The sequence below is a fragment of the Marinobacter excellens LAMA 842 genome (genome assembly GCF_001574445.1).
Classification (GTDB): domain Bacteria; phylum Pseudomonadota; class Gammaproteobacteria; order Pseudomonadales; family Oleiphilaceae; genus Marinobacter; species Marinobacter shengliensis.
The window spans coordinates 289,616-305,657 of record NZ_LOCO01000001.1; the positions used below are offsets into that span (position 1 = coordinate 289,616).

Sequence of the window (16,042 nt, forward strand, 5' to 3'; positions counted from 1 at the left end):
CTGCCCGGCTGGCGGCAGCGCCTGCACTCGGCGACGTCATAGCGTTTCCTCGCCAAGCGTGATCCAGTAACGACCATCCAGGGGCACCGGTTGAAACTCCCGATAAAAGGTTTCCAGGGTTTGCTCCGGGTCCAGTTCAGACAGCGCCTCCGGGTGCAGCCAGCGAGCCAGCGCCTGAACCGCAACTACGTTCATCGGTGTGTTATAGAAGTGATGCCAGATCGCCATGGCCCGCAGCTCCCGGATTGGCTCCAGGGCCCGAAGCCCGGGCCGATCCGTCGCTCGCCGGAACGACTCGCGGGCCATCGGCCCATCAACACCTGCCCCCAGCATCACATAGGGCTGATCGGCATCGGACACCTGGTACTTGCGCGAACCAATGGCCGTGGCCAGGTAGCGATCGGGAGGGTCACTGAGCAGGTACTCCAGATTCATCACACCGGAAACCCCGGGCACCCGGTCTGCCGCCACATTGCGCCCGCCCGCTGCGTCAATGAAGCGCCCCATCATTCCCCGGACCATGGTTTCGCAGCAGCTGTCATGCAGGCCTAACCGGCTGTGGAGAAACACCCTGGGCCGGTTGTCCGGAGGGATGTCAGATACCACCTCACTGACCCGTGCAAGCTCCTCCCGGTAGAAACGGTTGAACCTCTGCGCCTCCTGCTCTCGGCCAAGAACATCTCCCAGCAGGGCCATACTTCGGGGTGTATTGACCAGGGGCTGCTGCCGGAAATCGACAAACACGACCGCCACGCCAGCCCGCTCAAGGCGCTCAATCAACGCCCTGTTGTGGGCTCCGGGACCATGGCCCTCCAGGCTGAAGATGGCCAGGTCGGCCCCGATGGCCAGCACCGATTCCAGACTGAAACTGTCGGCAGATGCATGCCCCACCTTGGGCACCTCCGCCAATGCGGGAAAGCGTTCCAGATACTGGGCATAACCACCGGGGTCGGTCTGTTCGAAATCCGGCAATATGCCGGCCAGGCGATCAATCGTTGCATCGCCGTCCAGAATGGCCAGCGCCGGTATATAGCGGCTCTCACCCAGTATCACCCGGTCCACGGTCTCGGGAATGGTCACCTGCCGGTCGGCCAGGTCCGTGACGGTTATCGCCGCATGGACCACGCCAGCCTGGATCAGAAGAACGCCGCCCAGCAGGGCGGCGACAAACTGTGACAATGCCATCAGCGACCTCAGAACCGCATGGCCAGGCCAAGGCGAATGTCACGACCGGGTTCGGGCATACCAACAATGCCTTCGTAGTCCTCGATATGCTGGTAATCGGCGTTACTGGCATGATCCAGGTACTGCTTGTCACCCACATTCTTGACCGTGAGGGTCAGTCTCAGATCTTCACTGCCGGTAGGCAGCCAGTGAACAAACACGTCGTGTACGCCGTAGCCGGGCTTGTCGATGGTACCCACAGAGGTTTCCAGGCCATCAATACCCTTGACGAACCGGCCCTGCCAGCCAAACTCCAGGTTGCGGTCCCAGCGGTAGGCCAGATCAGCAATCCAGGTGTCGCCCATGGTGTTGCCAAGCAGGTTATGCTCGTAAACGGTCAACGGCTGGCCATCCACTTCGGCATCGTTACTGTGGAAACTGAGCCCGGCGGACAGCGCCTGCCACTGGTAACCGGTTGAAATCAGGTAGCCATCGGACTCCAGGTCACCGATGTTCTTGTAGATGGACTCCCGGAAAGGCAGCAGCGGGTCGGCAATCGCATCCTTGATCTCGGAACGGTACACCTCCGCAGACAGGCGGAAGCGGTCATAGCGGTAGTCGAAACCAACTTCGGTATTGCGGGCCTTTTCCCCCTTCAGGTCGGGATCGTTTTCCGAGCCTTCCAGTTTGAAGGAGTCCTGGGTGGTGGGCCCACGAAATGCCTCGGCATAGCCGGCCTTCAGGGTCAACCCGTCGACCACCTCCCAGGCCAGGTTGGCGTTCGGACTGACCTCATCCTCACTGAAGCGCTGGTCATTGTTGTCCTTGAGCCGGTAGTCATCATAGCGGGCACCGGCACTGAACAGCAGACGGCTGGTGAGCCATACATCACCCTGGAGGTAGATACCCAGCACTTCACCGGTCTGCTGTTCGGCCTTCTTGTCGTCCTCGTAGCCGGCATTGACATTGTCTTCCCGATAGTCCACGCCGTAGGTGAGGCTGTGCTCGCCGAAACGGCTGGTATTGCGTAGGTCGCCGCCGGTGTTCTTGCTGAACCCAAAGTAGCGACCCCAGCGGTCCTCAACGTTCTGCTCGATGTCGGATTCGGTGTGGTAAACGGTTGCTTCCAAATCCACCAGGGCATTGCCGGAGGGTGCATATCCGTAATTCAGTGTGGTGGTATCCCGGCGGCCATCAAGGTCGTACAGGCGATTGAAACCACTAACGATCCACTGTGGGCGCTGGGGCCGTTCGCCCTTGTCGGTGCGGACTTCGTGACTGAGTTTCAGGGTCTGATCGGCCGGCAACTGGCCTACCAGTTTGGCAAAGCCAAGCTGTTGGCGGGCATCACTGCCGGCAACACGCTCACCATTCCCATCCTTGAAGGGCTCGTGATCACTCTGGCTGACAGACACCAGGGTGCTCCAGTTATCGCTCAGGCGGCCAAAGGCTGTTCCGCTTGCCTTGTAGCCGTCGGTGTTGGAGAAAGAACCCAGCTTGACCAGGGCGCCAGCGTTTTCTCCCGGTCGCAACAGGTCTTCCGGATCCCGGGTCACGAAACGGATTGAACCACCCAGGGCACCCGCACCATCCGTGGCCCGACCGGCCCCGGCGTTGACCTCAACCTGCTTGAGCAGTTCAGGCTCCACCGACAGACGACCGGAATGATGAAACAGCGCCCCGGCCTGGGTGGCGCCATCCACTGATACGTTCAGCAGGGGATCTTCAAAGCCCCGCACATAGACTTTCTGGGCAATGCTGTTCGAACCACCCACATTGACATCCGGGCGCCCGGCAAACACATCGTTCAGATCATCCGCCTGGTAACGATCCAGGTTCTGCCGGTCAATGACGATATCGCTGGCAGCTTCCCGCTCAGCGGTCACCTGTATTGCCTCCAGGGACACCGGGTCTGCATGGGCCAGGGGGGATGCGGCCAGGGCAAGCCACAAGGCGTTGCGACGAAAACCAGCCACTCGAGATTCAGTTCCTAGATTTGCCATGGGTACTGCGCTCCAATACTGAAAATGATTCCTATTTGGGGCGCATTCTCGATTAGAAAATCGAGGAAGTGAACGACTTTTACATTTGTTACAAACGTGACGCAGGAAACCACAGATCCATTTGAAGCCCCCGGCCGGGCCGATTCCGGGCCTGAATCCAGCCACCAATGGCCTCAACCTGACGACGAGCCAGGGATAGCCCCAGTCCATGCCCGCCAGGTCCGGACTGACCCGTGCGGGAGGCCCGAAAGAATGGCTTGAAGATCAGCTCAAGCTGCTCGGCCGGCACGCCCGGCCCCTGGTCGCTGACCGACAGCCGGTATCCGTTGTCCTGGGGCTCCAGCACGATCCGGATACAGCCCTCCGCCGGGGCGTAGTGACAGGCATTGCGCACGACATTCTCAACCGCCTGGGCTATGGCCCGGTGACTGCTCCCCGCCAGCATGGCCTGATCAGGCAATTCGGCCACAATCCTGCGGCTGGGGTTCTCGTAGCGGGCATCCTCAACGATGGAGTCCACAAGGTCGGTCAGGTTCAGGTCTTCGTTGCCCAGGTCCGGCTGTTCGTTCTCGAGCCAGGCCAGGGTCAGGGTATCTTCCACCAACGCCCGCATCAGATCACACTCCCGCCGGATACGCGGCAGGAAATGATGAGTATCAATGCCTTCCTCAACGCAACTGACGGCCATATCGATCCGGGTCAACGGGGTTCGCAACTCGTGAGAGAGGTCAGCAATCAGACGGCGCTGGGACAGGATCAGATCGCCAATACGCTCCGCCATACGGTCAAAGGTATCTGCCAGGGCGGTGAGTTCATCGTTACGATTGCCCAGCAGGGCACGCACCCGGGTTCCCAGATTACCTTCACTGAACTGACGGGTAGCCAGTTCCAATTGCCGGATGGGATTCATCACATGCCGGTAAATGACCAGTGACAGCACCAACAGCACCACTAACGGCAAGGCCACTTTCAGGAACAGCTTCATCTCCGGCAGGTAGGTGCCCGGGCGCATCCGTTGCGGCAGGGTAATCAGAAAATGGGTATGGCCATCGGCAAAGGTCATGTCCATGATCGGGTTGTCCGCGAAGTAGAGATGGATTTTCCACTCTACGTTCCGGCCAAGACGAAAGCCTTCCATAAACTGCCCGGACAACTCACTTCCAGCCAGGGGCTGCACCGACGACCGCACCACCGCCGCCCAGGTATCCTCCTGCACCTGAAGGTTCTCCAGCCAGTCTGCCAGCGCCCGTTCATCGCCGGATAGGTATAGCCGCTCGGCCGTTCGCCCCCATTGCTTCAGAGTGTCCTGATGGTGCTTGGCGATAAAACTCATCTGCTGTTCGGTGGTGGCCCCCAGAAAGGAGATCACCCAGACCAGCACTAGCGTACCCAGGGCCAGGGTGCCGCAAAGGCGCCACCAGAGTTTGCGGCTCACAGAAAACAGTACCCCCGGCCATGGACAGTCTGCAGGCGGTCCGCCGCCATGCCGGCCTCAACCAGCTTGCGGCGCACCCGGCTCAAATGCATATCCAGACTCCGGTCGTAACGGCTGAACTCCTTTTCCAGAACCACCTGGTACAGATAGGGTTTGCTGAGAGCCTCCGACTGGTGCAGAACCAGCATCCAAAGCAGTCGAAACTGGATGGGCGTCAGGCAAATTGCCTCGCCGTTGCAAACCACCGACAGACTTGCGCGATTGAGCGTCAGATTACCAACCACCAGTTCCGTGGGGTCGGCACGCTGGTCGCCTGCCTTGAGGGTGCGCCGGAGCAGTGCTTCGATCCTGAGCAGCAATTCGGTAAAGCTGAACGGCTTGGGCAGATAATCGTCCGCACCCTGCTGGTAACCCAGGATACGCTCCTCCTCCGCGCCACAGGCGGTCAACATCATGACCGGCGTCTGGCGGGTCTTTCGCAGGCGCTCCAGGACATCAAACCCGTTCATCCTGGGCAACAACACATCCAGCAGGATCAGGTCCAGCCGCAGGCTGAGCGCGTCAAGCAGGGCCTGGTCGCCCTCAAAGCACTGTTGAACCTGATACCCCTTGCTGGTCAGCAGCCCTGATAGCTGATCGCTCAGGGTCTGGTCGTCTTCAACAATCAGGATTCTTGGGCGGGACTGGGTACCAGAGGACATTACCGGGCAACCTTAACTTATCAATTCACCTTATCATATGCAGTTGATTATCATTTATCAATCACACGACTACCAACGTTGAGACTTATTCCCGAGAACCCGAAATAACCAGGAATTCTAATAACCAAAGCGAATATCATATACCGCCATATTATTGGCCTACCCGAGGTCTGGCCCAGTAAATTAGCTGTTCTATCATCCAGTTAATCCGGGCAGACCACTCCATGAAAACAAGATTCGCTCTGACCTTTGCCTTGCTGCTGCCGGCCTTGCCGGCGCTGGCTGACGACCAGGCAAACGCCGCGCAAACCGCGCTGCTCGCCGCTTCCTGCGCCAACTGCCACGGTACCGATGGCAAGCTGGCCGGCGTTATCCCGGCGATCGCCAACCGGCCCGCCACGGCGCTTGAAAACCAGCTGATGGAGTTCAAGCACAGCGACTCCACCCGGGCCACCGTCATGCCGCGGATTGCCAAAGGCTATTCCGATGACGAGCTGAAAGCCCTGGCCCAGTATTTCTCGCGCATCGGCTCCGCCCAGCAGCGCTGATTATCACCACGACAGAAGAATCGAGACCATGACCAAATCAAACATCAAGAATCAGGGCCTGAACTCGTCCCGTCGTGATCTGCTCAAGTTGATGGGCGCGGCCTCTGCCTTGCCTCTGCTGGGCGCCTGCAGCAGCCTTGGCGGGCCCGCCAGCAAAGATCTGTCGGCACGGGTCGTGGTAGTGGGTGGCGGCTTTGGTGGCGCCACCGCCGCCAAGTACCTGAAGCGAAACGCACCGGATCTGGACGTTACCCTGGTTGAACCCAACAAGGTGTTCTACACCTGCCCGTTCTCGAATCTGGTACTGGCGGGCATGCGTACCATGGACAGCATCAGCCACAACTACAACGAGCTGCGTGAGCTGGGTGTCCGGGTAGTACACACCACCGCCCAGGATGTTGACCCGGTTTCCCGCACGGTCAGCCTCGGCGATGGCAGCAGTATCCGTTATGAGAAACTGCTGTTATCACCGGGCATTGATATCCGCTGGAACGCCATCGAAGGCTATGACCAGGCTGCTGCAGAACAGGCGCCCCATGCCTGGAAGGCTGGCGACCAGACCCGATTGCTGCGTCGCCAGATCGAAGCCATGGATGATGGTGGAGTGTTCGTACTGACCGCCCCCGCCAACCCGTTCCGGTGTCCGCCAGGGCCCTATGAGCGCGCCAGCCTGGTAGCCCATTACCTGAGCCAGCACAAACCCCGCTCAAAGGTGCTGATCCTGGATGCCAAGGACAACTTCTCCAAGCAGGGCCTGTTCATGCAGGGTTGGAAAGACGTGCACGGCGACCGCATTGAGTGGGTCGGGCTGTCTGGCGACGGCAAGGTGGTTCGTGTTGATGCCGGCAAGCGGGAAGTGGAAACCGAATTCGGCACCATTCACAAGGCCTCAGTGCTGAACGTGGTGCCACCCCAGAAGGCCGGCTTTATTGCTGACCGGGCGGGCGTAACCAATGAGTCCGGCTGGGTGCCGGTGGACCCGGTTACCTTCGAATCCACCCAGGTAAAAGATATCTACGTGGTGGGCGACGCCACCATTGCCGCCCCGATGCCAAAGTCCGGCTTTGCTGCCAACGCCCAGGGCAAGGTGGCCGCCGCGGCCATCATTGCCGCCCTGGAAGGTCAGCGGCCGCTGGAGCCGTCCTGGGCCAACACCTGTTACAGCCTGATCAACCCGGAATACGGCATTTCCGTGGCTGCGGTGTACCGGATTCAGGAAGGCCTGATTCACGAGTCCTCCAGCGGCGTAAGCCCCAGCGATGCCAATGCCACCTTCCGCAAACTGGAAGCCGATTACGCCTCCGGCTGGTACAGCGCCATCACCCAGGACACCTGGGGCACGCGCCGCTAGGCCGGGACGATGGGCAACCTGTTCTCAGACCACCTGAGCGCCGTGCTTTGGGCCGGCGCCCTGCTTGGCGTAGTGTACGGCATGATCGCCCAGTGGAGCCGGTTCTGCCTGCTGCGGGGCCTGTTTAATCGTTGGCAGCAGAACGACAGCCGCCGGCTCAGGGCCTTTGCCCTGGCCATGGCGGTGGCATTAATCAGCAGCCAGTGGCTGGCCTGGCAGGCCGGCATCAACCTCACCCGCACCCCCTACCACCCTGGCAGCCTGCCGGTGGTCGCGCTGATTGTCGGCGGCTTGCTGTTTGGCTATGGCATGGCCCTGGCCAATGCCTGTGGCGCCCGTTCGCTGGTGTTACTGGGCACCGGCAATCTGCGGTCGCTATTGGTATTGCTGGTGCTTGGCATTGCTGCCTACATGACCATGTCCGGCGTGCTGGCTGAATTCAGGTTATGGATGGAAGATCTTTACCGCCCTACCCTCCCTGTCACCGATCTAACCCTGATTACGACGCCCATGGGGCTCGACACCACAACCGGTCGCCTGGCTCTGTCCGGTGTTCTGTCTCTGGCATTGATTGCCTGGGCACTGTCTTCCCGAGCATTCCGGACCTCGCCCCGGGACTGGCTGGGCGGGCTGCTGATCGGGCTTCTGGTGGCTGCAGGCTGGTGGATTACCGGGGTGCTGGGCGCAGACGACTTTGACCCGGTTCGGCTGGCGTCTCTCACCTTTGTCGCACCGGTTGGCGACAGCCTGCAGTACCTGATGCTCTCCACCGGCACCTCTCTGCGCTTTGGGGTTACCGTGGTGGCGGGCATTGTAGCGGGCAGTCTTCTGGTGTCGCTGCTCACCCGGGAATTCGTCTGGCAGAGCTTCACCAGCCCGGGCCACAATGGCCGTGCCATCGTCGGCGGATTCCTGATGGGCGTGGGCGGCATCATGTCGATAGGCTGCACACTGGGCCAGGGGCTCAGTGGCTTTTCCACCCTGGCAATTTCCAGTTTTCTGGCCCTTGCCGGTATAGTAGCAGGCTCACGCCTGGCGCTTCGTTTCAGTGGCGGCAGTGCTGCCAGCCGCTAAGCGCACGGCCAATGGTTCTGATCAATTCGAGGTAGTCATGATATCCCGTTTCCTGCTCGCTGCTCTTGCCCTGATGTTCGTGATGGGTACCGCCAACGCCGATCAGCGTTGGCAAAGGGTAGAAGCCGTGACCCAGGCACTCGACAACCGGGTACCTGAACTGGAAGGCCTGAGCCTTGAGCTTCCCTTGGTGGCGGAAGACGGCAGCAGTGTTGCGTTGTCCGTGTCGTTTACCGGTAGCCTGGAAGATGGCGAACACATCGAAAAGATCCGCCTGTTTGCCCCCGGCAATCCACGCCCAGAGGTAGCCGATATTACCCTGGGCCCGCTGGCTTCACCCGCCAACATTGCCACCCGGATTCGCCTCAGCGAAACCCAGCAGGTGGTGGCCCTGGCCATCACCAACCAGGATCGCGCCTTTCTCACAACCCGGGATGTAAGAGTGACCGTCAGCGGCTGTCTGGTGGGGGGCGGTGATGCGTCTGCGATGGCCATGGCCAATCCGCGCCTGGCGCTGGCTGGCAGTGCTCGCCCGGGGCAACCGGTTACCGTGCGCTCGCTGATCAATCATCCGATGGAAACCGGACTGCGGCCGGATGGTCAGGCCGACAACAGCATTGAACAACTACTGGTTGAATCGCTGACCGCCACCCTGAACGACGAGCCGGTACTGACCGCCCGCTTTTTCACGGGCACCTCCGCCAACCCTTACCTCCAATTCCAACTGACGCCGGAAGAGGAAGGCGAACTGAAGCTGGTCTGGCAGGATCAGAAGGGTGAACAAATGGAAGCAAGCCAGGCTATCAGGTTCTGAACCGCACCCGCAGCCGGCGTCATTCGGCCAGGGCCTCCTGCAGCAATGCCTGAAGGTGGTCTGGCAGATTGCCGGCCAAATTCAGGGCCGCCTCGTGGCCCCGGAGGGTCATCTTGCCCCAGGTGCGGCGCACGATGCGCAGCCACTTCTCTTTGTCGTAGTCCGGCTTTTCCTCGAAGAACTGCGCAAAATAGCGTTCCAGAAACACCATGCACGCCACGTCTTCCAGCAATTGGGTGTCTTCATCCTCCCGCAGCTTGCGCTTGGTCAGAATCAGCTCCACCCGTTCGCATTCTTCCGGCGGGTAGCCACATTCGGCCATGATTTCCGCGGCCCGCCGGCCATGCATGCGGCCACAGGCCTGGCGCCACTGGTAGTAATTTTGCCGGCCCTCCCCGTAATCACTACGGGGTATGGTCCAGCGCTCGATATGCTGGGCCCGGCAGGCAATCTGCATACGCTCGGAAGGCGCCGGTTCCAGCGTGAACAGCCAACGCGTCATGTGCAGGCTGTAGGCATATTCCCTGGGTAGCGCCTCCCCTTCCACCAACTCCTGGTTCGGATCGGCCAGATTGGCCCGATCAATCATTTCAAGAGCTTGCTGCAATCTGGTCTCATCCGTCATTCAGATATTCCTTGTTAACCCAAAAGAGGTAGCGCATTTACCTTATAGATGCGGGCAGCTCTTTCGGTGATTATTGCAATATATTGATATTCCACCCAAGTAAGGAATCGGCCTATGGCAGTATCCCGGCCCGCAGTTCCCATGAAGTGGCAAGCCGCTTTCGAAAGCTATCAGGAACGCATGGAAGCTGCACTGGCCTATGCCGGCGCCTGGCTCTTGCTGGTGACGGTCTTACTGTATCATTTCAGCCACACCCACTTTCACCAGCACGAAGCCGACCTGGGCAATCTTGAGATGATACTCAGAATACCCTTAATGGTGGCGATTGGCCTTGCCTTTAGTGCCCGATGGATCGGCTTTCCCCGCTGGCCTGCCCGGTATTTTCTGCGTTTGATGGGTATTTGTCTCAGTGGGTTGGCCCTGTCCTTGCTGTTTTTGTTCGCCCTGTACGAACCCATCATTGTCACCCAGATTTCCGACTCCATGACCATCGCCCTGTTCGGTGCCACCATCATGGGGCTGCGCAGTTTTCGGGAGTGGTTACTGATTGTGGCGTCGCCCCTGGCGATCTTCCTGATCGCTGCCGTCGTTGCGGGCCTGCCGATCATGACCCTGGTTGCCGTCCTGATTGCTCCGGCTTTGTTGATGTTCGTCACCTGTATCCTCATGGCCTTTGTTCGCAAGGTCGCCGTTGACGGATTTATCGCCCGTGAAAGCGTGAACGAGGTGGCCACCACAGACCCGTTGACCGGACTTCTGAACCGTCGTGCATTCATGCCATTGTTGCAACAGGAACACGCCCGCGCCATGAGGGCCGAAGCCCCTTTCAGTGTCATACTGGCCGACCTGGACAAGTTCAAAAAGGTGAATGACACCTGGGGCCACGAGGCGGGGGATGACGTACTCAAAGAGGTGGCAGCCCGAATGCGCGACTGCCTCAGAAAGCAGGATGCGCTTTGCCGCTGGGGCGGTGAGGAGTTTCTGATTCTGTTGCCAGGGACCGACGCGGAAGGCGCCCGGGTGGTCGCAGAAAAATGCCGAGAACAGATACAGGAAACCCCTATCAACATGCACGGTGTGCACCACACCCAGACCGTCAGCCTGGGCGTGGCGGTATTCGGCCAGGGCGAGGCCATCGATCACCTGGTCAATCGGGCCGATGGCGCTTTGTATCAGGCCAAGCAGAATGGCCGCAACCGGGTCGAACTGGCAGGCTACGGCAATTGATCAAGCCTGGGCCGATTCCCGGGCCTTGATCCGGTCGTACCAGGCCTGCAGGTTGGCCTGTTCCGGCTTGATGCGGATATTCACCACCCGGGCAAAAGCGATGGTGGTAAAGGCATTGATGTCGGCGGCGGTAAAGCGGTCGCAGCAGATGTACTCTTTGCCGTCCAGATGCTTGTCCAGGAAGTGCATGAATTTCTCAACACCCTTCCCGCATTCCTCACCCCACTCTTTGATCGGGTTCATCCGGTCCTTGAAGTATCCGGTGGTGTGCTGGAAGCACATGCCAGTGGGCATAAAGAAGTAGAATTCCAGCCAGCGCAGCCATTGCTCCACCAGCGCTTTTTCGACCGGGGTTTGCCCCAGCAGTTTTGGCGTGTCCGGATAGGCTTCTTCAAAGTAACGGCAAATGGCCATGGTTTCCGCAATACAGGTGCCATCATCCAATTCCATGACCGGCACTTTCTTCATCGGGTTGCGGGCTACGTATTCCGGTGTCAGGTTCTCGCCCTTTTCGATATCCACCTGTACAAACTCGGCCTTATCCAGAAGGCCCTTCTCCGCCATGAATATGCGCACGCGACGGGGATTGGGGGCAGACTTGGTCTCAAAGATTTTCATATTGTTATTGGCTCCGTTCAGGGTGACGTCAAGGCTTTGAGAGTGAACGGAAAAAACGGTTGCGTCAAGCAACTGCTACTGGCCCGGCAACCATTCCCGAATCTGCCTGATAACCCAGGCGGGCTCGTCCAGGGGCAGGTCGTGACCCGCATCCGGATGCACTTTCAGGGTCCAACACCAGCGCTTTTCCAGCTCCGCACTGCACTGCCAGTGCACAATCCGGTCCCCTTTGCTGGCCAACAGCAAGGCATCGGCCATCGGTGCCCTGGTTTGAGGCTTATAGCGGGCCGCTGCCGCCAACTGCCGTATCGCGTTGTAGAACGACACCGGGCGCTGACGCTGAATGCTGTACCAGGCTTTACAGAGAGACAACGGCACCTCGCGGTTGGAGGTCAGCTCAAGGATATCCCGCTCCCGGTGGAACAGCTCCCGCCTCGCCAGCAATCGAAGTACCCGGGGCCAGGTGCCTGGCCGCATCCGGCGCCAGGGTGGGCTGAACCCTGAACTGGTATTGATCAGAACCAGATGCTGCAGTTCACCGGGCTCAGCATGCTGCGCCCAATCCAGCGCCACCATGCCGCCCATGGACAACGCCACGATGGAGAACGGGCGCGGGATGTGACCAACCTGCTCCAGCACCTTCTGCCGGATACCGGCAATAGTGCCGGGGCTGTCATCCCGATAGTGAATACCGGTACCAGGCAGATCCACCAGATGCACATGGTCGTCCGGCATCGCCGCTCGCAATTGCTCGGCAAAGGGGCCCCAGTGACCGTGTTCACGCGTCAAACCCCTGAGCAGTATCCAGTGCATATCATCGGGTATCCCTGTACCAGTGCATGATGGCCGCTTCTCTCAGCATGGACTGCTGCTCACCGGTGGGCAACCAGTTCAGGTGACTGGCCGCCGCACTGATCAGAAAGTCCATCCAGGTCAGATGGCTGCGCAGTACGCGCTGATGCCGGTGTGGCACCAGCGGGTTGAAAAATCCATCCAGCCGGAACAGTTGCCGTGGGCGTTTGCGTATCCAGCGCCAAGACCCCATTTCCAGGGTCAGGGGTAGAAACACACCACTGTTTTCCCGGTTTACCTGTTTGTAGAAATAGTCCCACAGATCGCCATGGGTCAGGTAGTGGGCAGACTGGGGCTCAAACCGGTAGTTGTGATTGGGGTAGGCCTGCTCCCAAATCAGTTTAAGCGCCATAACCGAATCAATACGTCGCATCGGGCGGCGGCGATAGGCATAAGGAAACCAGATCTGGTCCTGCCAGCCAAAACCGGAATGGCAATCCAGTGCCAGACTGAACGGTCGGTTTGGCAACAGGTCCTGAATCACTGCTTCCAGCGCCTGATTTTCCACTTCCATCCCCTGCTCTGGCCGGCCCCGATACCAGGGTAGTCGAGACGACCATTGCTGGCCGCCCAGTAAAAAGGCACTGCCATCCTGCGCGGTAATGGGCGCGTTGCGCATCAGATCCACTCCGCTGGGATTGCTGCGCTGGTTCAGATACATGCCACCGGGGTTCATGATCGGTAACAGGGTAATGTGGACTTTCTCAAGCAGGGCGTTGAGATGCTGGTCCCAACCCAGGCGAGCCAACAGGGAATCCAGCCAGGCCATCACCACCTGACTGCCAATACGTTCCAGCCCATGCACCCCACCCACGATCAGCACCACCGGCGCGTTGGTGGCCGGAGTACCTAAATCCACCCGATAGATCGGCAATTCGATGGGGCCGACCGCCACTCGGCCAGCCACCGCCGTGTTGACTAACTCCGGCGCTTCCGCCAACTGCCGCTCCAGCTGCACAAGTTCCGGCAGAAAGGTTCTGAGCAATCGCTTTTGCTGGCGATTCCGGCTGGCCTGCTCAGCCGGAATGACGCTGTGGGGAGTCAGTGCCCGTAGTTCGGTCATGGTGCAATCTCTGGTCGCTGAACGCCCGAGTTTACCCCCGAAATGCTGCAGTAGATTGACAGTGCGTCAGCGCCAAAAATATGCGATACAAACTATTCAGGAAGCGATATGATCAGAGCATCTGCCCCGATACTGATGGCGGTTTAACCTTCCATGTTCAGAACCCTGCTGCTCTGTGCGTTTTTCCTGCTGTCGGCCTGTTCCGACCAACCCCCACCGGGTTTGCCCGCCACTGAGCCACCCAGCCAGCCAGAACTGTCCAATGCACCGCCTGAATCCCCAGCAGCCACCGACATACCCGTTCGGCGAGTGATTCTCGCCGCGGACCCATGGTGCCCCCACAACTGCCTGGCAGGCGCGCTGCAGGAGGGCTACATGGTGGATATTGCCAGGGAGATCTTCGCGGAGGCGGGCTACGAATTCGATTACCAGAATTTCGGCTGGGCACGCTCGCTGCAGCTGGCACGGGAGCAATTGATTGACGGAGTGGTTGGCGCGCTGAAAGGCGATGCACCGGACTTCATCTTCCCCGAGACCAGCCTTGGCGAAGCCCGAATTACGCTATATACCCACCCACAAAGTCAATGGGAGTATGACGGCATTGACTCCCTGCAGGGCAAGACATTATTGGTGATTAACGGGTACGCCTACTCTCCGGAACTTGATCACTATATCAGCGAATACACGGATGATTCCGAGCGGATCTGGATTCTGTCTGGCCCGGCACCACTGGCCCGAGCCCTCCAGCTTCTGGAACGCGAACGCACCGACGTGTTTGTTGAAGACAGCGCCGTGATGTCCTGGTTTCTGGCTCAAAACACGTCCATTGCCGCCCCCAGAAACGCGGGGCTGGCCTACGAGGCCCCCCTGTTTATTGCCTTCCCGCCGGAAAACCCTGACGCAGCCGAACTGGCAAACCTGTTGGACAGCGGCCTCGCCCGGCTGACGGCCAATGGCAGGCTCGCCGCCATCCTGTCGGCTTACAGGCTCTCTGACCCGGACTTATAGGCGGTAATAGTGTCACCGGACGCGGTCCGCAACAGCAGCTCGCCATGGCGGCCAATTCGGCCATCGACCACCTCTGACATCAGGTCAAGAAACCGCTGTTCCTGGTTCATCAATGCCGGCGCGCAGGCCATCAGTGTGGTGGCCGGCGGCGTAAAGCTCAGGCCTTCTCCGGTCAGCCGGAAACCGCCGGAATAGCGGTTACAGGAGGCCCGGCCCGCAACCCGCCCCTCGTCAAGAAACTCGATCGTGATCCGGGACCGGTCGATGATCCCACTGCCTGCAAGATCTTCAACAACCCATTCCGCACCGCGGAACAAACGTTCCCGGTCACCACCGCAGCCCATGAAGGTTTCACCGTCCAGAGTCAACCGAACCTGCGCCGGATACTGGGCCCCGGCCATGTCGTCCTCGCACAGCTGGTGGGCTATACGGAATTCCAGTGCCTGACCGTCGAACCGTGCCTCGTAGGTTCGCCCGTGCCGGTTGGCCAATGTTTCATTCAGCACGATCTGCTCGCTGAGCTGCTGATCGTATGGACGGCTCAGGCTCATCTGGTTCTGCTCAATCTGCACTGACCAGAATGGCTCGGTACCGATGGCACGAAACGAACTTTCGATCGCCCCCGGCTCCAGGCACTCGGGATAGACCTGTCCGCGCAATGTCAGTGTGCCCCGCTCTCCCTTGCCCCAGAAACTGGTATCCGGGTCGCCCGGCGCCTTGTAGAGCGCACCGGAGGCAGCCACTGCCGGCTTCAGAAGTACCCGCTTGTTCAGGTATTCCAGCCCCACCAGATCACTGCCTTCAGAGCTGGTCATCCGAACATCCAGCTGACCGCAGCGATATTGGCCAAAATCGGACAAGCCCTCGGTTTGTGGATGGGAGGCACAGGCTGCCAGGGTGAGGCCCGTCAGCGCCACGACGGACAACGGCAATACTCGTCGCAAAAACATGAACACATCCTCTGTTGTTCCACACTACAGGTCGCTAGTTTAGAGATTCCCGGCCCGATTAACCATCATTGCGGACACGGGAACCTTGCATCCCGGAAAACAACCTTCGACGTGTCTCAGACAACCAGCGGAGCGGATTACTCCTGACCGCTGGGCTGTGGTACCGCAGTCATTTTTGTTCCATCGGCCGTTTCAAGCACCAATCGGCCGTCAGGCTCGAACTGATAATGCCGTACATCCCCCAGCAGCTTCAAAAACCGGTTTTCCTGCTGCATCAGAGGTTCAGGGCACGCCATGCGGGTGGCCGCCATGCGAGAGAGTTCAAGCTGGGTGCCATTGGCATCCCAGCCACCCTGGTAGCGGTTGCAGGAGGCACTTCCGGAAACCCGCCCTTCGTCAGTAAAGGCGATGGTGACATCGCTTTCTTCTGCCACCGGGTCGCCGTCAATTTCTTCGACCTGCCACTGACTCCCTGCCAGGTTCATGGTTTTTCCCGTCGCCCGCTCCTGGGACAGGGAACATCCCCATAACGACCCGGTGACCAACAACATAGCGAGGACATTCTTTGCAAGACTCATATAACCCCTTGAAACTTATGGAACAACCCTC

At 59.6% G+C, this 16,042-nt stretch carries 16 protein-coding genes; 6 read left to right on the top strand and 10 right to left on the bottom strand.

What is annotated here, in order from left to right; genetic code table 11:
- Window positions 1-36 precede the first annotated feature (36 nt).
- From J122_RS01305 to J122_RS01320, 4 genes are all read right to left on the bottom strand, one after another.
- Window positions 37-1,185, bottom strand: a complete 1,149-nt coding sequence (locus tag J122_RS01305) for an ABC transporter substrate-binding protein (protein ID WP_061330793.1) — start codon at window positions 1,183-1,185, stop codon at window positions 37-39.
- A gap of 8 nt (window positions 1,186-1,193) precedes the next feature.
- Window positions 1,194-3,140 (bottom strand): TonB-dependent receptor domain-containing protein, encoded by a 1,947-nt coding sequence (locus tag J122_RS01310; protein WP_227510038.1) that lies wholly within the window; start codon window positions 3,138-3,140, stop codon window positions 1,194-1,196.
- Window positions 3,141-3,255: 115 nt separating this feature from the next.
- A complete protein-coding gene (locus J122_RS01315; protein WP_061330795.1) occupies window positions 3,256-4,602 on the bottom strand; it encodes a sensor histidine kinase in 1,347 nt (448 codons plus the stop codon).
- A complete protein-coding gene (locus tag J122_RS01320) occupies window positions 4,599-5,303 on the bottom strand; it encodes a response regulator transcription factor (RefSeq protein ID WP_061330796.1) in 705 nt (234 codons plus the stop codon). Before J122_RS01320 ends, J122_RS01315 begins: the two co-directional genes overlap by 4 nt.
- Window positions 5,304-5,527: 224 nt before the next feature.
- On the opposite strand from J122_RS01320, the gene J122_RS01325 reads away from it, so the two are divergent.
- Genes J122_RS01325 through soxZ form a run of 4 tightly spaced genes read left to right on the top strand, consistent with a single transcriptional unit; the run spans window position 5,528 to window position 9,090 of the window.
- On the top strand, window positions 5,528-5,851 hold the full coding sequence (locus tag J122_RS01325; protein WP_058091478.1) for a c-type cytochrome: 324 nt from the start codon (window positions 5,528-5,530) through the stop codon (window positions 5,849-5,851).
- 28 nt (window positions 5,852-5,879) lie between these two features.
- A complete protein-coding gene (locus J122_RS01330; protein ID WP_061330797.1) occupies window positions 5,880-7,202 on the top strand; it encodes an FCSD flavin-binding domain-containing protein in 1,323 nt (440 codons plus the stop codon).
- 9 nt (window positions 7,203-7,211) lie between these two features.
- Window positions 7,212-8,276 carry a YeeE/YedE family protein gene (locus J122_RS01335; RefSeq protein WP_061330798.1) on the top strand — a complete coding sequence of 355 codons (1,065 nt, stop codon included), beginning with the start codon at window positions 7,212-7,214 and terminating at the stop codon, window positions 8,274-8,276.
- Between the two features lie 37 nt (window positions 8,277-8,313).
- Window positions 8,314-9,090 (top strand): thiosulfate oxidation carrier complex protein SoxZ, encoded by a 777-nt coding sequence (gene soxZ, locus J122_RS01340; RefSeq protein WP_156471708.1) that lies wholly within the window; start codon window positions 8,314-8,316, stop codon window positions 9,088-9,090.
- A 19-nt stretch (window positions 9,091-9,109) separates the two neighbouring features.
- Here the strand turns inward: soxZ and J122_RS01345 are convergent, their stop codons facing one another.
- The gene (locus J122_RS01345; RefSeq protein ID WP_061330800.1) at window positions 9,110-9,715 is read right to left on the bottom strand and encodes a DUF4202 domain-containing protein; all 606 of its coding nucleotides are present in this window, start codon (window positions 9,713-9,715) and stop codon (window positions 9,110-9,112) included.
- A 114-nt stretch (window positions 9,716-9,829) separates the two neighbouring features.
- On the opposite strand from J122_RS01345, the gene J122_RS01350 reads away from it, so the two are divergent.
- Complete coding sequence (locus J122_RS01350; protein WP_061330801.1) at window positions 9,830-10,942, top strand: GGDEF domain-containing protein; 1,113 nt, start codon at window positions 9,830-9,832, stop codon at window positions 10,940-10,942.
- Here the strand turns inward: J122_RS01350 and J122_RS01355 are convergent, their stop codons facing one another.
- The 3 genes from J122_RS01355 to J122_RS01365 form a co-directional block, all read right to left on the bottom strand.
- A complete protein-coding gene (locus J122_RS01355; protein ID WP_061330802.1) occupies window positions 10,943-11,560 on the bottom strand; it encodes a glutathione S-transferase family protein in 618 nt (205 codons plus the stop codon).
- Window positions 11,561-11,635: 75 nt separating this feature from the next.
- Complete coding sequence (locus J122_RS01360) at window positions 11,636-12,373, bottom strand: alpha/beta fold hydrolase (protein WP_061330803.1); 738 nt, start codon at window positions 12,371-12,373, stop codon at window positions 11,636-11,638.
- Between the two features lies 1 nt (window position 12,374).
- On the bottom strand, window positions 12,375-13,475 hold the full coding sequence (locus J122_RS01365) for a M14 family zinc carboxypeptidase (protein ID WP_061330804.1): 1,101 nt from the start codon (window positions 13,473-13,475) through the stop codon (window positions 12,375-12,377).
- Between the two features lie 153 nt (window positions 13,476-13,628).
- Between J122_RS01365 and J122_RS01370 the strand changes: the two genes are divergently transcribed.
- The gene (locus tag J122_RS01370; protein WP_061330805.1) at window positions 13,629-14,483 is read left to right on the top strand and encodes a substrate-binding periplasmic protein; all 855 of its coding nucleotides are present in this window, start codon (window positions 13,629-13,631) and stop codon (window positions 14,481-14,483) included.
- Here the strand turns inward: J122_RS01370 and J122_RS01375 are convergent.
- Window positions 14,456-15,433 (bottom strand): META domain-containing protein, encoded by a 978-nt coding sequence (locus J122_RS01375; protein WP_061330806.1) that lies wholly within the window; start codon window positions 15,431-15,433, stop codon window positions 14,456-14,458. The genes J122_RS01370 and J122_RS01375 overlap by 28 nt on opposite strands.
- A gap of 137 nt (window positions 15,434-15,570) precedes the next feature.
- Window positions 15,571-16,011 (bottom strand): META domain-containing protein, encoded by a 441-nt coding sequence (locus J122_RS01380; RefSeq protein WP_061330807.1) that lies wholly within the window; start codon window positions 16,009-16,011, stop codon window positions 15,571-15,573.
- Window positions 16,012-16,042 lie beyond the last annotated feature (31 nt).